The 21408-nt window shown below is 60.5% G+C and carries 22 protein-coding genes; 10 read left to right on the forward strand and 12 right to left on the reverse strand.

What is annotated here, in order from left to right; translation table 11 throughout:
- Positions 1–29: 29 nt before the first annotated feature.
- The 8 genes from AC0AII_RS05985 to msrB all read right to left on the reverse strand — a co-directional run bounded on the left by AC0AII_RS05985 (position 30) and on the right by msrB (position 10162).
- On the reverse strand, positions 30–470 hold the full coding sequence (locus tag AC0AII_RS05985) for an RpiB/LacA/LacB family sugar-phosphate isomerase (RefSeq protein ID WP_045924139.1): 441 nt from the start codon (positions 468–470) through the stop codon (positions 30–32).
- A gap of 51 nt (positions 471–521) precedes the next feature.
- The gene (locus AC0AII_RS05990) at positions 522–1865 is read right to left on the reverse strand and encodes a GntT/GntP/DsdX family permease (RefSeq protein ID WP_045924138.1); all 1344 of its coding nucleotides are present in this window, start codon (positions 1863–1865) and stop codon (positions 522–524) included.
- Positions 1866–2001: 136 nt separating this feature from the next.
- Positions 2002–2997 (reverse strand): 4-hydroxythreonine-4-phosphate dehydrogenase PdxA, encoded by a 996-nt coding sequence (locus AC0AII_RS05995; protein WP_490446475.1) that lies wholly within the window; start codon positions 2995–2997, stop codon positions 2002–2004.
- A 74-nt stretch (positions 2998–3071) separates the two neighbouring features.
- Positions 3072–4001 (reverse strand): sugar phosphate isomerase/epimerase family protein, encoded by a 930-nt coding sequence (locus tag AC0AII_RS06000; protein ID WP_490446476.1) that lies wholly within the window; start codon positions 3999–4001, stop codon positions 3072–3074.
- Complete coding sequence (locus tag AC0AII_RS06005) at positions 3998–5764, reverse strand: dihydroxyacetone kinase family protein (RefSeq protein ID WP_490446477.1); 1767 nt, start codon at positions 5762–5764, stop codon at positions 3998–4000. Before AC0AII_RS06005 ends, AC0AII_RS06000 begins: the two co-directional genes overlap by 4 nt.
- A 384-nt stretch (positions 5765–6148) precedes the next feature.
- Complete coding sequence (locus AC0AII_RS06010; protein WP_229133055.1) at positions 6149–7108, reverse strand: sugar-binding transcriptional regulator; 960 nt, start codon at positions 7106–7108, stop codon at positions 6149–6151.
- A gap of 50 nt (positions 7109–7158) precedes the next feature.
- Complete coding sequence (gene asnB / locus AC0AII_RS06015; RefSeq protein ID WP_490446478.1) at positions 7159–9048, reverse strand: asparagine synthase (glutamine-hydrolyzing); 1890 nt, start codon at positions 9046–9048, stop codon at positions 7159–7161.
- A gap of 136 nt (positions 9049–9184) precedes the next feature.
- Positions 9185–10162: a peptide-methionine (R)-S-oxide reductase MsrB gene (gene msrB / locus AC0AII_RS06020; protein ID WP_101432166.1), complete on the reverse strand. Its 978-nt coding sequence runs from the start codon at positions 10160–10162 to the stop codon at positions 9185–9187.
- Between the two features lie 175 nt (positions 10163–10337).
- On the opposite strand from msrB, the gene AC0AII_RS06025 reads away from it, so the two are divergent.
- The 5 genes from AC0AII_RS06025 (at position 10338) to gap (ending at position 13920) form a co-directional block, all read left to right on the forward strand.
- Positions 10338–11075 carry an AzlC family ABC transporter permease gene (locus AC0AII_RS06025; protein WP_490446479.1) on the forward strand — a complete coding sequence of 246 codons (738 nt, stop codon included), beginning with the start codon at positions 10338–10340 and terminating at the stop codon, positions 11073–11075.
- Positions 11072–11428 (forward strand): branched-chain amino acid transporter permease, encoded by a 357-nt coding sequence (locus AC0AII_RS06030; RefSeq protein WP_101432165.1) that lies wholly within the window; start codon positions 11072–11074, stop codon positions 11426–11428. Before AC0AII_RS06025 ends, AC0AII_RS06030 begins: the two co-directional genes overlap by 4 nt.
- A gap of 41 nt (positions 11429–11469) precedes the next feature.
- On the forward strand, positions 11470–12228 hold the full coding sequence (locus AC0AII_RS06035; protein WP_490446480.1) for a thiamine diphosphokinase: 759 nt from the start codon (positions 11470–11472) through the stop codon (positions 12226–12228).
- 42 nt (positions 12229–12270) lie between these two features.
- Positions 12271–12675, forward strand: coding sequence for an arsenate reductase family protein (locus AC0AII_RS06040; protein ID WP_490446481.1), 405 nt, complete (start codon positions 12271–12273; stop codon positions 12673–12675).
- A gap of 189 nt (positions 12676–12864) precedes the next feature.
- Positions 12865–13920, forward strand: a complete 1056-nt coding sequence (gap, locus tag AC0AII_RS06045) for a type I glyceraldehyde-3-phosphate dehydrogenase (protein ID WP_198189493.1) — start codon at positions 12865–12867, stop codon at positions 13918–13920.
- Between the two features lie 73 nt (positions 13921–13993).
- On the opposite strand, the gene AC0AII_RS06050 is transcribed toward gap, so the two are convergent.
- Entirely contained in the window at positions 13994–14590 is a 597-nt protein-coding gene (locus AC0AII_RS06050) for a DedA family protein (RefSeq protein WP_024627173.1), read from the reverse strand.
- A 76-nt stretch (positions 14591–14666) separates the two neighbouring features.
- Here AC0AII_RS06050 and ybaK point away from each other — a divergent pair, with 76 nt between their 5' ends.
- Positions 14667–15173 carry a Cys-tRNA(Pro) deacylase gene (gene ybaK / locus AC0AII_RS06055; RefSeq protein ID WP_490446482.1) on the forward strand — a complete coding sequence of 169 codons (507 nt, stop codon included), beginning with the start codon at positions 14667–14669 and terminating at the stop codon, positions 15171–15173.
- 19 nt (positions 15174–15192) lie between these two features.
- Here the strand turns inward: ybaK and AC0AII_RS06060 are convergent, their stop codons facing one another.
- The gene (locus AC0AII_RS06060; RefSeq protein WP_155804687.1) at positions 15193–16260 is read right to left on the reverse strand and encodes a 4-hydroxy-3-methylbut-2-enyl diphosphate reductase; all 1068 of its coding nucleotides are present in this window, start codon (positions 16258–16260) and stop codon (positions 15193–15195) included.
- Positions 16261–16432: 172 nt separating this feature from the next.
- On the opposite strand from AC0AII_RS06060, the gene AC0AII_RS06065 reads away from it, so the two are divergent.
- Positions 16433–17401, forward strand: a complete 969-nt coding sequence (locus AC0AII_RS06065) for an aldose 1-epimerase family protein (protein WP_490446483.1) — start codon at positions 16433–16435, stop codon at positions 17399–17401.
- Between the two features lie 84 nt (positions 17402–17485).
- Entirely contained in the window at positions 17486–17560 is a 75-nt protein-coding gene (locus AC0AII_RS06070) for a 50S ribosomal protein bL37 (protein WP_099327425.1), read from the forward strand.
- Between the two features lie 158 nt (positions 17561–17718).
- Here AC0AII_RS06070 and AC0AII_RS06075 read toward each other — a convergent pair whose 3' ends face one another.
- The gene (locus AC0AII_RS06075) at positions 17719–18006 is read right to left on the reverse strand and encodes a hypothetical protein (RefSeq protein WP_490446484.1); all 288 of its coding nucleotides are present in this window, start codon (positions 18004–18006) and stop codon (positions 17719–17721) included.
- A gap of 39 nt (positions 18007–18045) precedes the next feature.
- Positions 18046–18666: a sigma-70 family RNA polymerase sigma factor gene (locus tag AC0AII_RS06080; RefSeq protein WP_490446585.1), complete on the reverse strand. Its 621-nt coding sequence runs from the start codon at positions 18664–18666 to the stop codon at positions 18046–18048.
- Positions 18667–18819: 153 nt separating this feature from the next.
- Between AC0AII_RS06080 and AC0AII_RS06085 the strand changes: the two genes are divergently transcribed.
- On the forward strand, positions 18820–19578 hold the full coding sequence (locus AC0AII_RS06085; RefSeq protein WP_490446485.1) for an exonuclease domain-containing protein: 759 nt from the start codon (positions 18820–18822) through the stop codon (positions 19576–19578).
- A gap of 175 nt (positions 19579–19753) precedes the next feature.
- Positions 19754–21322, forward strand: a complete 1569-nt coding sequence (locus AC0AII_RS06090; RefSeq protein ID WP_490446486.1) for a Mur ligase family protein — start codon at positions 19754–19756, stop codon at positions 21320–21322.
- Positions 21323–21408: the final 86 nt, after the last annotated feature.

Below are 21408 nucleotides of genomic sequence, written 5' to 3' on the forward strand. Positions count from 1 at the left end.
AAATTGACTATCTGCCGCCCACGGATTCATCATTGCTGATGAAGCTCAAATTCGCGGATGCGCGCCACCTTCGGGCCGCTTCTGGAATCAGGATCGAACTCACTGTCCAGATAAGCCCTTAACAGGGATTTGGCTGTTTCGGGCCCCAGAACCTGAGCTCCCATGGCGATGATGTTCGCATCATTGCTGCGGCGGGCACGCTCGGCTTGATATATGTCCGATACGCAAGCGCAATAGGCTCCCGGCACTTTATTGGCCGAGATCGAAACGCCTAGACCCGTCCCGCAAAGCAGGACTCCTCGATCCGCTTCGCCCCTAACCACAGACTGCGCAAGGGCGATGGCCACGTTGGCGTAGATCGGATCATCGGTAGGAAAATCGATCACCTCGTGACCTAGACGTCTTGCCTCCTCCATGAGCACATTCTTCAACCCTGCAGCATTAGGATCGGCTCCAAACGCCAGTCTCATTATCTTTCACCTTTCCTTGAATCTCGAATATCGACGTAGCGGGCTAGCGGGCTATACCACAACGCCTATGACGGCATCCACCAGCAGCAGAGCAATCAGACCTACCACCGATTGGACAGTCACCAAGAAGCTCCATGTCTTCAGCGTCTGAGGAACGGTCATGTCCAGATACTCCTGGAAGAGCCAGAAGGCGCCGTCATTTACATGAGAGAAGATCATCGCGCCTACGGCGATGGCTAACACAGCCAGTGCCTTATGCAAATCATCTGCTTGTGCGACCATGGGAGCCACGATGCCCGCCGCAGCGGCCACAGCGACCGTGCCGGATCCAAGAGCGACACGGAAGAGCGCAGCGATAAGCCAAGCCAGCAGAACGGTGGGAATGGCCCACTTGGCTGTGGTTGTCGCTATTTGATCGCTCAGACCAGTGCTCTGCAGCATTTCCTTAAGGCCACCGCCTGCGCCAATGATCAGCAGAACATTGACCACACCTTTGAGACTGGTCTTGCTCTGACTCAACGTCTTCTTGGCGGTCATACCCGAGCCGAGTCCCAGGAAGATCAGCGCGTACAAGGCCGACAGGAGCAAGGCGACCACTGTATTGCCAAAGAATTGCGTAATCACATAACCGACGGAGCCCTTGGAGAAGACCGCCTTGCCAATGGTGCCGATGATCAGCAGAACCGGAGCCAGCAAAACCGAAGGCAGTGATTTGAGTATGCCGGGAGCCTGTGCCAGGTCATCGTCCTTGGTGGCGTACTCAGAGCCATCGCTTACTTGATAACGAAGGTAGTACCGTTGCATGAGCTTGGGGAACAGCCAGACACCGGCCGCGAACACAGGAATGCAGATTACGATGCCGATCATGGACACCAACCCGAGATCCACTCCGATTGCACCTGCACCGATGACGGTTGCAGGGCCGGGAGGAAGCAGACCATGGGCGGTCATCATACCGGCGGCCATAGGAATGGCTACGTAAAGCGCACTGGTATGAGTCCTCTTAGCCACAGAGAACACAATTGGAATGAGGAGCACGAAGGTGACCTCAAACAAATTGGGCAATTCGATGATCAAAGCCACCAAACCTACAGCAAGAGGGATCAAAGCCTTCTTGCTCTTGCCCACGATCACGTTGGCTATGCGTTCGGCTCCGCCACTGCTGACGAGCATCCCACCGATGATGGCTCCCAAACCTATCACGATACCGGTGGTGGACAGCTGAGAACCGAACCCCGTAGTAAAGGATTTGACGGTCTTCTCCGTGCCCAGGCCATTGACCAAACCAAGGCCCAAAGATGAGATGATGAGCGCCACAAAGGGATGCAGTTTGCAGTACACAATCAGAACTATTAAAACAATGATGGCGGCAATGCCGCTGAGAACTGGAAGCATGACACTCTTTCCTTGAATGTATGACCAAAAGACGGCCCCGAAATCAAGAGGATGCCGGGGCACGTCGAACAGTCAGGCAAATGGATCACATCCGTTGTCGATCCTCTTCACCTGACAGTCGGTAAGATCTTGACGATCAGCGATTCACCCTGCTTGATCCGATAGCGCAGGCAATGTTGAAGGCATTCTGGCTTGAAGTGATGTTGGCCTTGTTCTTTCCAACCAGATCGAATGCCGTTCCATGAGCAGGCGTATCTATGAAGACAGGAAGACCGCCTTGGACAGTGACTCCACCGTCAAAGCCCATCAGCTTTATAGCGATCTGGCCCTGATCGTGGTACATCGTCACGACACCGTCATACCGGTCCTTGGCACCAATAAATATGGTGTCAGCCGAATAGGTTCCCTCCACGTTAATGCCGGCCTGCCGCGCCTGCTCGATACCAGGACGAATGATATCAATCTCCTCGCGGCCAAAAATGCCGTTCTCGCCATTATGGGGGTTCAAAGCGCAAACCCCAAGGCGGGGTTCCGCTATGCCCGAGTCATGCAACAAGTTGTGCAGCAGAGTGATAGCGCTGACCACACCATCCTTGGTGATACGGCCCGGCACGTCCTTGAGTCCCATATGACTGGTCACCCTTGAAGTCCACAATCCTGGAATGATATTGATTTCACTCGTAAATCCATCGAAGTCCAATTTCTTGGCAAACCAACGGAGCTCGTCGAGCTCGTTCATGCCGCCCAGGTGCAGGCTGGTCTTGTTCAGCGGCATGAAGACCATGGCTTCAATTTTGCCATTGCGCGCTAGATCCAGTCCGCGACTGAGCTGATGCAGTGCGCGCTCACCAGCTTCCTTGGATGTTTGCTTGATAGGGATAGCGGTTTCAGGCAGCGAATGGTCGTCGAGAACGGCTACCGCATCATCATTAGGTTGATCAGCAATGGGGACTTCCAGACCGGCTTTCTCGGCCGCGGACTCCACCTCAACCCTGTCAGCCAAAACATAGATGTCAGCGGACTTGCGGTTTTTGGGATCAGCGAGCAACCTGACGCCAAGTTCAGGGCCGATGCCGGCCGGATCGCCGAACGTCATGGCAATACGTGGTTTTGTTGATGCATTTGCACTCATATGTACTCCTTTGTTGGATATGGTGTTGGTTTATTTCCCCAAATCTTTGACCGATTGGTTCATCGTTTCGAAGGTCACGGCCGGGAAAGCAGTTTCTGCAGGTATTCAGCGTTGTGAGCGCAGACGGACAGAACATCGCCTCCGTAGTGCTCACAGATGAACATGCCCTGGTACCCGCAGCTTTGGGCATAATGAACCGCCCAACGGTAATCGATGATGCCGTCACGCAAGGTTGCGGGTATAGCAACATGCCAGGAACCGTCAGGGGCTTCGTCGCGCTGATAGTTCTTCAGATGCCAGTAAACCGCATATGGAAGCGTCTTCCGATAGGTTTCGCGCCAATCATCGATACGCCGGTGCAGGCGGACCAGGTTGCCCACGTCAGGATTGAGGCCCACGTTGGGCAGGCCTACTTCGGATACGAAACGGACGGCGGAGTCAGCGCGACCCAGATAGGTGTCCTCGTACATCTCCAAAGACATGACCATTCCTGCGTCATTAGCATGCTGGCCCAGCTCTCTGATTCTGCGTACCGCGGTCTGCCAGCGCTCAGGGTCGTCAGGCGGATCCACCGGACCTTGCCCCAACCAGAACCAAAAGGCCTTGCGCTGTGAGGAATTCAGGGGCTGATGCAGTCCGGTTGAAAAGATTTTCATACCCATCTCTGCCGCAGCGTCAATGCTGGCATGCGCATAAGCCAGATTGTTCTGCCCGATTCCCGGCTGAATGACGCTGGCGCGCTGCACATGCAAGGAGGGCAATTCAACCCCGCAGCTGTGTGCAGTCTCCACCAATTCATGCCTCCTTGCAGGAGTCATATCCGCCGGCCTGATCCAAGCATCCGAGAGTTCGGCGTAATGGAAACCGGCGCCTGCTATCGCTGTGAAAACCTTGGCCCAATCGCTTGGGTCGGCCTTGGTCATCGATCTACCATCCGCTCCTTGCAGAGGCGCTCCATTCAGGCAGGTGGCAATCACTGGCTTATCGGTCACGGCCACACTCATGAGAGCACCACCTTGTCGGCATTGCGCTGTTCTTGGCTGGCCAAATCGTTCAATACGGGACTTACAGCTTGGACAATCATGGCGAATGAGACCGCTCCTGGGTCTGGGGTACCCAGATCCTTGCTGCCATGGGCTTTCGCGCGACCCTTCTTGGGCAGCATATCGGCTGTCTCCTCAGCCCCATGGCGAGCAACTTCTGCAGCATGACTCCAAGTGTTTGCCAGCGAATCCCCGCCGCTGGTAAAAGCTTGCACAAAAGGATGCACGGCATCGATCATGGTCTTGTCTCCCGGTTTCGCCCCGCCAAACTCCATAAGCTGCTTGTCAGCGTCGCGCCAGCCCTCAGCAATCTCCTCCTTGCCAGGTCTCGATGAATCGGAGAGATGACCTGCCAGGGATGTCAGCAATTCACCCCAGAGCGCTCCTGACGTGCCGCCTGCCTTATCGGCCCAGGCTTCAGCCGCTTGCTTCAATGCAGTTCGGCAACCGGACCCAGTTGCTATTGCTTCATCTGCAGCTTTTGATGCTGCTTCAGCACCGCGCTGCATGCCGAGTCCATGATCCCCGTCACCCGCCACCGCATCTATTCGTCCCAGATAATCCACGTTGTCGTTAACGCATTGCATCACAGTGTGCATGATTCTGGCCAGGCTTTGAGCAGCCTGTTTTGACTCCGGAGTGGCCTGCTCTTCTTTTTCGGTCGGACCGTCCTCCTGCGCGGACACTTGGGCATCTATATCAGTCTGGCTGGAATCTACATGATTACCCAAATGCAAAGCCGGCGTCTCTGCGGAAGCACACCAAAGGGGCTCCAATTCCTCATCCAGCCAGCACAAGGAAAGCGACAATCCGCTCATATCAAAACTGGTGCAAAACTCCCCCACCAGAGGTTGGATCAATCGCAGACCCAGCTGTGACAGATGTCGTTGGACAGCATCGTATACGGCAAAGAGCTCATCAGACTTAAGAGCGCCCAAGCCGTTAAGAATGGGAGCCACATGCGCCCCATGCATTTGACGATCCTCGGGTCTTTCATCCATGAGGCGTCGGACCAGCAGATCCGCCAAACCATCGATAGTAGGCCGATCTGTTTGACCGATTCCAGGCTCCCCATGAATGCCGAGCCCTAGCGACATACGGCCTTCAGGGACACTGAACAGTGGTTTGTCCGACCCGGGCAGCGTGCATCCGGAAAATGCCACACCCAAGCTGCGTGTGCAAGCATTAGCACGTATAGCCAAGGCTTCCACAGAATCCAGGTCCATTCCCGTCGCACAAGCGGCTCCGGCGATTTTGAAAACCGCCATATCACCCGCTATGCCTCGGCGTTCCTGGATTCGATCCGGAGGGGCGGAATACAGATCATCAGTAACCGGCAGAACCCGCACATCATGGCCCTCGGCACGAAGCGTGCGTGCAGCCTGGTTGAAATTCAACCGATCCCCCTCGTAGTTGCCGAAGATGAGGATTATGCCTCGCCCTTGATCGGCTCGACGGCAAACGTCAACAACCTGCCTGGCGGATGGAGATGCGAAAATATTGCCCTGCACGGCCGCATGAGCCATGCCCGGCCCCACGAGTCCCGCGAATGCCGGATAGTGCCCCATGCCTCCGCCGATTACCAGCGCAACCTGATCATTCCTGGAGCGTGTAGAACGAATCACGCCACCCGGGCATGCCTTGACATACCCAGGATTGGCCTGGACGAATCCTCTGATCGATTCCGTTGCGAATTCACCGACATCATCAATCCGACACGCCATCGTGCGCAGTCCTCTCTGTCCTCGAGCTCTTCACCCGCAAAGTTGGTGAGCCCAGGAGCATGACACTGGGCTCTTCTGTTTTTTGAGATCCGCTTCAGGACATCGCCATCCCTTGCGGTACTTTCAGTGATAGCAAAAATACCCATCGAAAGCGAATGCTTTATGCATTAATGGTGATATTCAGCATGAAATACCATATATTTGTGGGAATATTTTCATTTATCAGGTATTTATTGGTATCGGATAAATGAAACAAGATGCTGTATAAACAGCCAAGCATTTGGGCATAGTCCTGCAAAGAACAGGTTGATCAGTCTATAAAATCCACCACAATTCAGACCATGCCGCGATGCACGTCTGTATTTGTGTGTGGAGAACTATCGCCTACTGCCGGACCAGATGTGCTGCCGTCGTCTGGTCGATGACCAGGTGAGTAACCAAGCCGGCATTAAGAGCCGTAGTCAAGGCTTGAACCTTGTTTTCATCGGCTACGATGAACAGACGAGTCGGCACCCTGAGCAATTCCTCTCGGCTCAGCCCGGTCGACCTTTTATTGATGGCCAAATCACGCATGCTGCCGTCGCTGCGGTAGAAGGTGGAGGTCACATCCCCCACTACATGCTCACGTTTAAGCTCTTCTCGATCATGACGGGACAGCACTCCCGGACTAAACAAGGGGCTGGGCGTGGCCCCATACGGAGTGCCGACAGAGGTTATGATCAGATCCAAGGAACGCCGCAATTCCAGCATCTGACGAATGCTGGTCTCCTTCCACATCATCTCACGAGTTTCACTGGAATCGAAGATTGCAGGGGCGGGGAACAAATGAACTTGAGCGTCATATGCGGTGCCAAAGCGAGTGAGGATCTGGGTAAAATAATTTTCGCCGAAGGAAAGTGTATTCCCGAAACCATGAAGCTGCAGAATCTCAACACCCGATAGATGCTTGGGTATCAGCTGAAGGGAGAGAGATTCTATAGTCCTGCCCCACGCCACCCCGATGACCGTATCGGAATTGACCATCTTCCAAATCTGCGATTGAGCGGCATCTCCTACGGCAACCCTCCGCCTGGTAGCATCCAATATCTCACCAGTACCCACAACAACTGCATGGATATGGAACTCCTCCTCAAGATGATGCCTCAGCTCGAGCGCCGAGTCCTCCTGCCGATTGACGGTGAACTCGATGATGTGGCGACGTTTCGCCTCAGACAGCAGACGCGAGACAGTTGACGTGGACACATCAAGCTCTCTTGCCACGGCTGCAACTTTCATGCCGTGCACCCAATAGAGTTCGGCGGCATCCGCCATCCTGCTTCTGGCAACATCAGGGCGTAAAGCCATGGAGGGTACCCCCTTATCCAGCTCTGTGAAGCTGTTTCAAGGGTACCGCGTTATTTTCCGAGATCTTGAAGCTCCGGCTTGGTTCCGTCGTGGATGAAGTAGACGTCATACCAGGTCAGGAAGGAGTAGACGGTCCAGATCTTGCGGCGGGCGTCGTTGCGCTTGGCGTAATTGTCGTCCAGCATGCGCAGCAAGGCCTTCTGGTCGAAGAACTCGGAGACCCATTCCTGCTCGAACATGCTGCGGACCAGCCGGTAGTAACGCTCCTGATGCAGCCAGTCCCGGATGGGCACGGGGAAGCCCAGCTTCTCCCTGGCGGACCACTCCCGGGGAATATGGCGGTCGGCAGCCTTGCGGAAGGCGAACTTGGTGTTCTGATCAGTGATCAGGTATTTGGTCGGCACCTTCTCGGCCACATCCATCAGCTTGCGGTCCAGCAGGGGCACACGCAGCTCCAGGGAGTGGGCCATGGTCATCTTGTCGGCCTTGAGCAGGATGTCCCCGGGCATCCACTGATGCATGTCCAGGTACTGCTTCTTCTTAAGCTCGGACAGGCTGCGCCCCTTGAGCCGGGCGTAGATTCGCCCAGTGATCTCAGAGACACGGGGAGCCTTGCGGTAGGCCGGCTTGAGCAGTCTGCCGGCCTCGTCCTCGTCGAAGACCTTGGCCTGGCCGATGAAGCTCTCCTCGGCGGGGGCCAGGTTGGCGTACAGGTGCCAGGCCCCGTGGAAGTGCTTGCCCTTGGCCCAGCGTCCGATGGCATACCGGGCCTTGCGGGGCAGTCGGCCCAGGAGACGGGTGACATCCTTGATGATCCGCGAGCGCGTATGCACGCCGTAGTCTATGTAGCCGGCGAAGAGCTCGTCGGCGCCCTCCCCGCTCAGGACCACGCGCAGGTCTCGGCTGGCCAGCTCGGAAAGGAAGAAGAGCGGCACGCAGGAGGGGTTGGAGTCCGGCTCGTCCATGTACCACTGGATCTGCGGGAAGTAGCTGAAGGCCTGGTCGCCGTCCAGGGACTCGGTGGTGTTGTTGAGCTTGAGTATGGAGGCCAGCTCGCCAGCCTGGTCGGACTCGTTGTAGGTCCCCTTGCCGAAGCCGATCGAATAGGTGTGCCGGGGGCGTGCCAGGGCTGCGACATAGCTGGAGTCCACCCCGGAGGAGAGGAAGGAACCCACCTCCACATCGGCCACCTGGTGGGCCTTGACCGAATCCTGGACGGTCTGGTCGATGGAGTCGACCAGGTCCTGCAGATCCTGCTTGCTCTCCCCAAAGGCCGGGTCGTAATACTGGTGGATGTCCATCTTCCCGTCCCGGAAGGTGAACCAATGGCCCTCGGGAAGCTTGAATACACCCTTGAAGAAGGTCTCGGGGAGCGCCGGGTACTGGAAAGTCATGTAGGGACGCAGGGCCTGGGTGTTGAGCTCCTTGTGGAAGTCCGGATGCTGCAGGAGGCTCTTGATCTCCGAGGCGTACATGAATGTGCCGCCCATCCGGGCGTAATAGAAGGGCTTGATGCCGAAGTGGTCCCGGGCCCCGAAGAGCTCGCCGCGGCCGCGGTCCCAGATGACGAAGGCGAACATGCCGCGCAGGCGGTTGACCACCTGGTGGCCCCACTGCTCGTAGCCGTGCAGGATGACCTCGGTGTCGGACTCGGTGGAGAAAGTGTGGCCCAGGTCGATCAGCTGGCGGCGCAGTTCACGGTAGTTGTAGATCTCCCCGTTCATGGTGATGGCCATGGAGGAGTCCTCGTTGAAGATGGGCTGGTCGCCGCCCTGCAGGTCGATGATGCTCAGGCGCCGAAAGCCCAGGGCCACCCGCTCATCGACGAAATGCCCCTCGTTGTCGGGGCCTCGGTGGGCGATGATGTCCGTCATCCGCTTGAGCACGGCCGTTTTTTCCTCGGCAGAGGTGTCGTTGACGAACCCAGCAATTCCGCACATTGGCATGACTCCTTATCGATCCACCAGCAGTCCACAATAGCCCAAAAGGGCAACAGGAAACAGAGGGGCCTCATGCGTGGACTGCGCCGGAACCCCATGGGTGAGAAGCTCCGGCGTGTCACTGGAGGCAGAACGGTCAACGGGTGACTTGGTCCACCAAGGGCAGGTAGTCGCCGTAGCCCTCCTCCTCCATCCGGTCCCGCGGCACAAACCGCAGGGCGGCGGAGTTCATGCAGTAGCGCTGCCCGCCACGGTCGGCAGGACCGTCGTCGAAGACGTGTCCCAGATGGATGCCGGTCTGTGCCGTGCGGACCTCGATCCGGGGCCGGCCCAGCAGCTTGTAATCCTTGCGGTTGACCAGCAGGTCGGGATCGATGGGCTTGGTGAATGCCGGCCAGCCGCAGCCCGAGTCGTACTTGTCCGCCGAGGAGAAGAGCGGCTGCCCGCTGACCACGTCCACATAGATGCCCGGGCGGAACTCCCCGTCGTAGGCGTTGGCGAAGGGCCGCTCGGTGGCCGAGTGCTGGGTGACCTCGTAGCTTTCGGGGTCCAGGGACCAGATGCGCTCGATGTAGCGCTGGCGGGAGGCGGCGTTGGCGATGGCCTCCAGAGGGATGTGGCAGTATCCGCCGGGGTTCTTGAGCAGATAGTCCTGGTGGGACTCCTCCGCCGGATAAAAGTTGATCAGGGCTTCCACCTGCACAGCGGGATGACGGCCAGTCCTGCGCTCCAGCTCATCCAGGGCGCGGCGGAAGACGGGCTCCTCCTGCTCGCGATCCTCAGGATGCCAGTAGAGGCCGCTGCGGTACTGCCTGCCCCGGTCGTTGCCCTGCCGATCCACCGAGAAGGGATCGATCAGATCCAGCAGAAGCAGGGTCAGGGTCCGCAGGCTGACCGTCTGGGGATCATAGGTCAGCCGAACGCTTTCCACGGCGTCGGTGACACCGCTGCAGACCTGCTCATAGCTGGGGTCGGGCACTGTGGACTGGGCGTATCCCACCTGGGTATCGATGATCCCGTCCACCTCCTGGAAGAACCGTTCGATGCCCCAGAAGCATCCCCCTGCCAGGACGACCGTGGCCGGGTTGTTGGTCGAAATCTTGTTCTTGTCCATGATTCCTCCTCACATACCGGTGCCTATCGCTAGGTTCAACAGGAGCGGGAGAGCGCCTATTCCGCTCCCGTCCCGTCTTGACAGCCTTCTCACATTGTCGACCGGCCTATCCCTGCGGCGCGAGAGGGGATTATCATTGCTGACCATTCCCCAAAACGAAGTCAGGAGGCGGGTCATGCAGCAAGCGCAAAAAGACGCTGACGAAGATGCGAGGTCCTCCGGGACCATCCTGGGCTCCTTGGCTGCGGCCTTCCCACGGACCCTGCCCATCATGGCCGGATTCCTGGTGCTGGGGATCTCCTACGGCTTTCTGATGACCAGCCGGGGCTTCCCGGTGATCTACCCGCTGGCCATGAGCGCCCTGATCTACGCCGGTTCCATGGAGTTCGTGACCGTGGACCTGCTCATGTCCACCTTCAATCCCTGGGGCGCGCTGATGCTGACCCTGATGGTCAATGCCCGCCACCTCTTCTACGGCCTGGCCATGCTGCCGGTCTTTCGCGGGACGGGCCGGAAGAAGCCCTACCTGATCTTCGGCATGTGCGACGAGACCTTCGCCCTGGAGTCCGCCGATCCCCACCCGGCCGGGACCGACAAGGGCTGGTACCTCTTCTTCGTCACCCTGCTCGACCAGATCTACTGGGTGGGCGGCGCCACCCTGGGCGCTGTGCTGGGCAACCTGGCCAACTTCGACACCCGGGGGCTGGATTTCGTGCTGACCGCCATGTTCCTGGTCCTCTTTCTGGAGCAGTGGCGGCAGGCCGAGGCCCGCCTGCCGGCCCTGACTGGTCTGCTGGCCTCCCTGGCCTGCCTGCTGATCTTCGGACCCGACCGGTTCATCATCCCGTCCATGGTGGTCATCCTGGCCATCTTCATCCTCTTGGACTTCCACAGCCAAAGGGAGGCCTCATGACCACCACGCAGCAACTGATCACCATAGGCATTGTGGTCCTGGGAACCATGGCCACCAGATTCCTGCCCTTCTTCATCTGGCCGGAGGGACGTCGGCCGCCGGCCCTGGTGACCAGGCTGGGAGGTCTGCTGCCCGCCGCCGTCATGGGGCTGCTGGTGGTCTATTCGTTGAGGCACACCAACCTGGTCGGAGGCGACCACGGGCTCTACGAGGCTCTGGCTCTGCTGGTCACAGCCCTGGTCCACCTGCGCTGGCGGAACATGATGGTCAGCATCGCCTGCGGCACCCTGACCTACATGGCCTTGGTGCAGGGGTGGCTGACCTTCCTGGTCAGTCTGGCTGGTCTGGGATGATGGAGGCGCCTTCAAGGGACGATCGCAGAAAGAAGAATCGTATGCAGGATGACGGTCAGTCGGGCGAGACTGTCCAGGCGCGGCTCTGCCGGATCTGGGGCGCCGGACAGTACTTTGGCGAAGAGGTGGTTCGCGGCGGACAGGCCCTGGTCATCGCAGCGGACGGAGGACTGGAGCCGGCCCTGGAGCACGGGGACGAGCCCGATCTGGTCGTCGGCGACTTCGACTCCCTGCCCGCCGGCAGCCGGAAGCTGCGCACGGACATCCCCCGCCGCGTCCTGCCTGCCGAAAAGGACGACACAGACCTGCTGGCTGCAGTCAAGGTGGGCTGGCAGCGCGGTTGCCGGCGATTCCTTATATATGGTGGCCTGGGCGGACGCATAGACCACACGCTGGCCAACCTGAACCTGATCCATCTGATCGCGGCCAGCGGAGGCCGGGCCGAACTCTGGGGAAGGGGAATGCTGGTCACGGCCCTCGGCCCTGGAAGCCTGGACTTCCCCGCCTGGGACTGCCCGCCCAGGTCCATGATCTCCGTCCTGGCCGCCGACGACCAGGCTCTGGGCGTGGTCGAGCAGGGCCTCAAATACCAGACGGATGGCATGACCATGACCAACCAGCAGGTGACCGGCGTCAGCAACGAGTTCCTGCCTGGCAGACCGGCCCACATAGCCCTGAAACAGGGAACAGTTTTCGTCACCTACCCCACCTCGGCGCCTCAGCCGGCCTGGAGCACCAGCCTGGAACCCAGGGCCGACCTGGGCTCCTTGGAGACCCGGCCCTCCCGTCGGCTGGCCTGAGCCCCATTTTGACTTTGAAAACCGACTTGGAAAGGAAAAACTATGACAGCATCACCTACAGCCCAGCACCCGCTCTTCATCTGCTACAGCCGCTGCTCAACCTGCGCCAAGGCCCGCACCTGGCTGCGCGACCACAATGTGGACTTCACCGAGCGCGACATCAAGGAGGACCGCCCCACCCAGGAGGAACTGACCGCCTGGCTTGACATGAGCGGCCTGCCCGTCCGACGATTCTTCAATACCTCGGGCCAGGCCTATCGCAGCCAGGGCTTAAGCAAACGGCTGCCGCAGATGGACACGGAGCAGGCTCTGCAGCTGCTGTCCACCGACGGCATGCTGGTCAAGCGTCCCATCCTGCTGGATGGCCGGCATGTCCTGGTCGGATTCCGTCAGCAGCAGTGGGAGGATTGGCTGGCCGATACGAACGAAAATTCTCACAATTCATGATCGTTTTGTTGCGCAAACAAACAACAGAACCTACCAATTTTTTTGTTCGTTTTTTCCTTGGCAGAACCCGCGTTATCGCTTGCTATAAGTACACAGGGTTCTATAAACTGTGAGATGTTATCAGTAATCGGCCATATACGGTCCGGTAATTTTTGTGCTGTATACGGCCAATCTCCAAGGGAGAATTGAATGACAGTAAAGATTGGCATCAACGGATTCGGACGTATCGGTCGTCTGGCCTTCCGGCGCATCTTTGAGCTCCAGGCCCGTGGCGGTGACGCCTCCAACATCGAGGTTGCCGCCATCAACGATCTGACCACCCCGGCCATTCTGGCCTATCTGCTCAAGTACGACAGCACCCAGGGCACCTTCCGTCACGACGACGGCACCAATGTCTCGGTCACCTCCACCGACACCGCCATTGTGGTGGACGGCAAGGAGATTCCGGTCTACGCCGAGAAGGACGCCAACAACATCCCCTGGGTCAAGAACGACGGCGTGGACTACGTGCTGGAGTGCACCGGCTTCTACACCTCGGCCGAGAAGGCCCAGGCCCACCTGAACGCCGGAGCCAAGAAGGTCCTGATCTCGGCCCCCGCCAAGGACGACACCACACCCACCGTGGTCTACGGCGTCAACCAGGAGACCCTGAAGCCCTCCGACAAGATCATCTCCGCCGGCTCCTGCACCACCGGCTCCCTGGCCGCCATGGTCAAGATGCTGGATGACAACTTCGGCATCCGCATCGGCTACATGACCACCATCCACGCCTACACCGGCTCCCAGATGCTGCTGGACGGCCCCAAGGGCAACAAGCCGCGCAATACCCGCGCTGCCGCCATCAACACCATCGAACACTCCACCGGCGCCGCCAAGGCCATCGGCAAGGTCGTTCCCTCCGTTGACGGCAAGCTGCAGGGCCATGCACAGCGCGTTGCTGTTCCCTCCGGCTCTGTCACCGAGCTGACCTGCGTCCTGGACAAGAAGGTCACCGTCGACGAGATCAACGACGCCGCCAAGAAGGCCTTCGAGGGCAAGGACTACTTCGGTTACAACGACGAGGGCATCGTCTCCTCCGACGTGATCGGCGACACCCACGGTGGCATCTTCGATCCCACGCAGACCGATGTCAACACCTACGGTGACGACCAGCTGGTCCGCACCGTTGCCTTCTACGACAACGAGTACGGCTTCACCAGCAACATGATCCGCACCCTGCTCTACTTCGCTGAGTTGGGCGACTGAGCATCCGGCCGGTTCTTCCGGCCATACTGATTACGGGGTCCGTTCCCTACGGGGGCGGGCCCCTTGCTTATCATCAGCGCCTCCGGGTGAGCGCCCGCATAGCCAGGTCGCAGACCAGTCCGACGACCATGCCCGTCAGAAAACCGATAGCCATGACAGCCAGTGGGTTGTTCTTCAGCCAGGAGGAGGCCAGATACCCCAGGGTCCACATATACATCGACCAGAGCAGTCCGGCCAGGGCAGCCAGGGGCAGGTAACGGTTCAGCGGATACCTCGCCGCCCCGGCAGTCAGATTGACCACGGTCCGGCCCGAGGGCACGAAGCGCGAGGCCAGCGTGAAGAATCCGCCTCCCTGCAGCAGGGCACGATGGGCCCATGTGGTTACCGCCTTGCCTGCGGCGCCCCGGAAGACGGCCAGACGATTCAGCGGGACCAGCCGCCCCAGCCCATAGGTGCAGGCATCGCCGCCAGCGAAGGCCAGGGCGCATACCAGAAAGACCTGGATGGGCAGAGGTCGTCCCGAGGCCCGAAAGGCCGAAGCCGTGGCCAAGACCATGAGTTCCGTGGGTATGGGAATGATCAACGCATCCAGAAAGGCAGCCAGAAAGAGCACGGCCAGCCCCCAGCCGCCCGTCACCGCATCGAGCAGCCAGGCATTGACAGCGGTCATGGACTACCCTTTCCGCGCAATGGCGCCAAAGACACCCCTCAGCCTACCCAAACGGTCAGTACCTTAGCATGGAGTCATGAGCAAGAAGAAGCGGGCGGACTCGGATGCCGCGACCCCGGCCATGGCCCAGCTGGAGCGTCTGGGGGTGCCCTTCACCATCCACGAATACCATCACAGCGCCGACCACATGGACCAGGGATACGGCATCGAGGCCGCCAAAAAGCTGGGCCTGGACCCGCGCACGGTCTACAAGACCCTGATGGCCGACACGGGCAAGGAGCGGGTCATCGGCATTGTGCCGGTGACCGGCCACCTGAACCTCAAACACCTGGCGGCGGCCGTGGGCGCCAAGAAGGCCCGCATGGCCGACAAGGCCCAGGCCGAACGAGAGAGCGGATACGTCCTGGGCGGCATTTCCCCCTTCGGCCAACGCACCCGACACCTGACCGTACTCGACCAAGGCGCCCTGGAGTTCGACACCATCATGGTCTCCGGCGGCAAGCGCGGAATCAGTCTGGGTCTGGACCCACGGGATCTGATCCGTGTCCTCGAGGCCAAGACCGCCCCGCTGGCCACCGACTGAGCGATCTTAGCGCTGGGGCCTAGCCCTGCGGCTGTGGAACTTTCCTTGATGCACGTGCTGAGCGCAGGGCAGCAGGCAAGACGAAGTGCATATGCTCGTCGACTGCCCGGGCCCGGGTCACCTGGGTGAACCCTCGGGAGGCCAGGGTCTCCAGCACCCCCTGAACCAGGTTTTCGGGAACCGAAGCACCCGAGGTGAGTCCTACCGAATCCATGCCCTGCAGCCAGGTCGGATCCAGCTCGCCAGCATCGTCGACCCGATGGGCCCTCTGCTCGCCCTGACCGGGAAAGCGCGCATCCAGGGCCTGACGGGCCACCTCGACCAGACGCACCGAATTGGAGGAATTGGCCGAGCCCACCACAACCATGCAGTCCGCTTGGCCGGCCACCAGCTTGACCGCCTGCTGCCTGTTCTGGGTGGCGTAGCAGATGTCGGAGCCCGGCGGCTCCTCTATCCAGGGGAAGCGTCGACGCAGGGCCGCAGCCAGGTCGGCGGTCTCATCCAGGCTGAGGGTGGTCTGGGTCAGCATGACCAGCGGGGTGTCGGGTCCGAAGTCCAAGGCCTGAATATCGGCCTCATGCTCGACCAGATGAACCCGGTCAGGGGCCTCCCCCATGACCCCCACAGCCTCGTCGTGCCCCCGGTGGCCTATGTAAATAATCCGGTAGCCGTCCCGAACGAAGCGCTGGACCTCCCGGTGAACCTTGCTGACCAAGGGGCATGAGGCATCGACCACACGCATCCCCCGCCGCTGGGCCTCCTTGACGACCGAGGGGGCGATGCCATGGGCCGAGAAGACCACGGGAACCCCGGCACGGACGGCCTGGTCGGGAATCTGGTCCAGCTCGTCCACGAACACAGCCCCACGCCGGGACAGGTCCTCGACCACATGGCGGTTGTGGACTATCTGCCGGCGCACGTAGACCGGCGGCAGATCCCGATGGGGGTTGTCCGCATCCAGGATGGTCTGCACGGTCTGGATGGCACGGTCCACCCCCGCGCAGAACCCACGCGGATCAGCCAGGATGACCCGCCCATGCCCCTGCGTGGTCGGCTGTTCGCACACGGTGGTCCGAAATACTGCCACTGCCGCTCCTTATCAACGTCCATCCGGGCGGTCCCGGACATTGCAAGACCATGGTAGAAAGCCTGAGCGGCTCCCGGTAGTCCATCCGCCACTCTTTCACCAAGAAGCCAAGACCACCCAGGCGCTAGGATGGTGGCGTAGCAAGCATCAACGGCACTATGGAAGTGGGAGCATGCATACGAACGAGATGATGGGCGGGGCCGTGCCCCGGACAGGACAGCAGTACAGCATCCGTCACGGGGACTACGAGGCAGTGGTGACCGAGCTGGGAGCCATCCTGCGCGTCCTGAAATACCAGGGCAAGGATCTGCTGGCCTCATTCGACCCGGATGGGACCGTACCCTGCAGCAACGGGAACGTGCTGGTCCCCTTCCCCAACCGGATTGAGGACGGCACCTACGACTTCCAGGGCCACACCTACACCCTGCCCATCGATGAGCACGACCGGCGCACTGCCATCCACGGCTACGGCTACCGGTCCTACTGGCGCCTGCAGGTTCTGGCCGAAGACTCCGTCAGCCTCTCCTGGCGGGTGCCCGACATGGCCGGATACCCCTTCGACGTGGTGGTCACCGTCACCTATACCCTGGACGACCAGGGGCTGACCATGACCACCCGGGCCCTGAACCTGGGCGACGAGGCCGCGCCCTGGGCCTTCGGCATCCACCCCTGGCTGGCCAACGGCAAGCAGGGCGTCGGTGACCAGATCCAGAAGGACAACGCCCCCTGCACCCTGTCCATCCCCTGCCGCACCCATGTGGTGGTCGATCCGGACAGGCTGCTGCCCACCGGCACCGAATCTGTCCAGGGACGAACCGATCTGCGCCAGGGCCCTGTGTTGGGCGAGGATGCGGCCTTCGACGACGCTTGGACCGATGTGGAACGGGACGACGACGGCACCTGCTCGGCCTGGTTCACCAGGCCGGACGGCATCCGCATTCAGCTCTGGGGCGATGAGACCATCACCTCCTGGCAGGTCTGCACCGGGACCGGCTTCGACGCAGGCATGCGCCCGGCCGGCGTCGCCGTGGAGCCCATGACCGCCTACGCCAATGCCTTCAGAACTGGCCGGAACCTGGTCATTCTGCAGCCTGCCGCCGTCTACACCACCCAGGTGGGTTACCGGGCACAACAGCTCTGAGCAGCCTGCTGGTCGACAAAGGTCAGCCCGGTGTGCGATAATCGGCAAGGCTTATCGGATCATCAGTAGCAAAGGAGTCCAATCATGGGCATGCGCGGACGCAAGCGCAGGGATCGCCGCAAGAAGGCCGCCAACCACGGCAAGAGGCCGAACACCTGATCGTCTGCCCCGGCACCATTGGTGCCGGGGTTTTGCATATATGCGTAAAAAAAAAAAACCATGGCTGCATATGCATGACCATGATCCCTGCAATAGCCTGAACGGCCGGACAGCAGCGATGCTCTGCCAAGAAACCGGCTGGTTTTACTTGACTTTATCTACTTGTCCCTGGCGCGATCCGGAGTCCCTTGCTCCAGTTCACCCATCTGGTCGAACATGTGCCTGAGCCGATCCAGCAGACAGTCCGGCGCGCACTCGGGGCGCAGATACCGGCGCAGCTCCTCGATGACCATGCGCTCCCGATCGTCGCAGCAGGATTCCGGATCGAAGCAGTCGCTGGGATCCACGCAGGAGGCATCCCGGTAGATGCGCAGGCTGGTGTGGGACACCTTGACAGAGCCGCCGTCATCGTAGGCGTAGTGACTCATCTCCACGCGTCCGTCCATGCTGCTGCCCGCTTCCTGATACCCGATCTTCGGGGGCCCTCAATGCCCCTTGCTGCTGATCTCTTTTTTTATACTAGGCCTGGCAGCACCAGTGCCATGGTGTTCCGCTGAGGGCTTGCCTGCAGCCTCACGCTCCTGCTGGTAGCCGCGCTCCTGGGCATAGCGCTCCAGCTCCTGGCGCAGCTGCGAGCGCGCACGGTTCAGCCGGCTCATGACCGTGCCGATCTTGATGCCCTCCTCGTCGGCCACCTGCTGATAGCTCTTGCCGTCGATGGCAGCGTCTATGAAGACCCGTCGGCGCTCCGGGCTGAGCCGGTTCAGGGCGGCCATGATCTCCTCGGGGGCGAAGGTCTCCATGTACTCCTGCTCGGCGGATTTGAGCCCCTCAGACCCGTGCTCAGAGGCCGAATAGATGTCCCAGTCGTTGTACTCGCCGGTCGAGTCGTTGGCCCTTTGCGGGCGCCGCTTGGCCTTGTGGTACTGGTTGAAGTAGGCGTTGCGCTCGATGGTGGTCATCCAGGCTTCGAAGTTGCTGCCGGGCTGGAAACGGTCGAAGGCCTTGAATCCGCGCTCGAAAGTGTCCTGAACCAGATCCTGGGCATCGTCGGGGTTGTTGGTCAGGCGCATGGCCTGTCGGTACAGCACATCCACCGCAGGCATGGCCAGGGCCTCGAATTGACGTTTTCTGCTTTCGAGTTCGCTGGTATCTGCCACACCCCTATTGTGCCATCCCCCCTCGCCCGTGGCGGTTTCGACCCGGTCGCGGGCCGGTCGGTCCTCGGTTACCATAATGACGAAGGAGAAATCACGCTTATGGAAAACACCGAGTACACGAGCATGGAGCAGGCGCTGGCGTCCGCCCCACAACAGGAGGGGTCGACTCGCCTAGGGGACTCCTGGCTTCTGGGGTTCGACACCGAAACCACGGGCACCAGACCAGGCAAGGACGGCATCGTGTCGGCCAGCCTGGTTCTGCGCGACCCGAGCAAGGGCTACTCAGGGGATGTCGTAGCCACTTGGATAGTCAATCCGCACCGGCATATCAGCAAGGGGGCCAGCCGGGTCAACGGGTTCACCGATCAGCAGCTGGCCACCGAGGGCATGGAGCCTGAGCTGGCCACCGAGCAGATGGCCGGGTTCATCGCGCGCGCCCAGGACAAGCGCATCCCCCTGCTGGCCTACAACGCTCCCTTCGACGTGCAGATGCTGGACGGGGACATCGCCCACTGGTGCGCGGAGTCAGTCAAGCCCTTAAGAGAGGGGGACCTGCTGGTAGTGGACCCTCTGGTTCTGGACAGGGAGATCTCCCACCGGTCGGGCCGCCGGACCCTGGGGCTGACCAGTGAGTACTACGGCGTCATCCCCCATGGCAACTTCCACAATGCCACGGCGGATACGGTGGCGGCCGTCGACCTGATCAAGCCCATGACCACCCTCTTCCCCCAGGTGGCCCGAATCACCATGGACTCCCTGATGGACTGGCAGCGGCAGGCGCAGGCCAAGTGGCGGGAACAGTTCAACCAGCACCTGATCTCACAAGGCCGTCGCCCAGTCACCGACTCCTGGCTCTGAGGCTCAGCTCCAAGGCCGATCCGCTACCTGCTTTTTGCCCATTCAGTCAAGGGGTCGTCGGATCCTCCTGCCCTGGCCTCGAGGCGGTTTAGACTGGTATCTGGTCTCGCTCGGGGGCACCGATCCGGACGGGAACCATTGAAGTGACGAACCTACAGACAAGGGGGAAGCCGGCATGGCGCTGACGATGGCTTCAACTCTAGAGCTGCTGCGCAGCCATCATCAACTGCGCGAGGTGATCCAGGGCGACCAGTGGACCTTGCATACTCCAGAAGAGACCCAGTCATCCAAGCCCTTCACCGACATCACCTACGACACCCGCCAGGCTGGACCCGGCAGTCTGCTCTTCTGCAAGGGCCACTTCCTGCCCGAATATCTGGACGCTTGCGATCCCGAGGGGCCGCAGGCCTATGTGGCCCAGCAGGATCTGTCCGCCCACACCAAAGCCCCGGGGATCATCGTCAACGACGTACGCAAGTCCATGAGCCTGCTTGCCGCGGCCTTTTACGGGTATCCCCAGGAGCAGCTGACGCTGGTGGGCATCACCGGGACCAAGGGCAAGACCACCACCGCTTACTTCCTGCAGGCCATGCTGTCCAGGATCTCCGGAGGTCGCGCCGCCCTGCTCTCCTCGGTGGACAACTGCCTGGACGGCCGGCACTACCAAGAGTCCCAGCTGACCACACCCGAATCGCTGGACCTCTTTCGGATGATGCGCCAGGCGGCGGACGCCGGCATGCGCTACCTGGTCATGGAGGTCTCCTCCCAGGCCTACAAGGTGGACCGAGTCTACGGGCTGACATTCGACTTGGGGGCATTCCTGAACATCTCCCCTGACCACATCAGCCCCATCGAGCACCCCAGCTTCGAGGATTACTTCTACTGCAAACGCCGCATAACCTACAACAGTCGGCAACTGGTTCTGGGAGCCGATGCGCGCGGAGCCGACCTGATCCGTCAGGATGCCCGCGCCGTCAACGTCCCGGTGACCACATTCGGCGATGGAACCCAGCAGGCTGATTTCCTGGTTCGCAAGGCTCCCGGGCAGGGCGACGACTACCTGATAGGACCCTCCGGCGGAGCCATGAGGCCGGTCAGCCTGTCCATGGACGGGGATTTCAACGCTCTGAACGCGGCCGCTGCCCTGGCCATGCTGACCCGCCTGGGCCTGGAGCCCGATGCCGCCGCAGTCCGGGCCATGGAGAGCGTCAGAATCGCCGGCAGGATGGAACGCTTCAAGGCCGACAACCGAGTGGTCTACGTCGACTACGCCCACAACAAGGCCTCGGTCACAGCCCTGCTGGATTTTGTGGACGAGCGTTACGGCGAGCGCAAGCCCCTGATTACCCTGGTCTCCGGTTCCGCTGGCGGCAAGGCCATCGACCGCAGGGAGGGCATTGTCGCCGCCGCCCAGGACCGCGTCGACCGGCTGATCCTGACCGCCGACGACGAGGAGGGGGAGAGCGCGGACCAGGTGGACCGGCAGATGCTGGGCTTCGTGACCAACCCAAGCCTGGATGTCAGCATCGTTCCGGACAGGGCCCAGGCCATCCAGCAGGCCTTGGGAGACCCGGGCCTGCCAGGGGAGCGTCTGCGCGTCACACTGGTCATCGGCAAGGGTGAGGAACGTTGGTTCAAGACGGACAGCGGCCACGTGCCCTATGAAGGCGATGACCACGTAGTGGCGCGTCTGCTGGGCACGGAAAGCTACGACCTGGGAGCCACCGGCGCAGCCCAAGGATGACGATCCTGACAGGACCCTAAGATGGAAAGCCAAATGCCCCGCGGCAGGGCGGAGCGCACGAGCATATAGTAGGTGGTTTCATACAG

The organism is Bifidobacterium sp. VU/mBH4 (B4) (assembly GCF_058199535.1).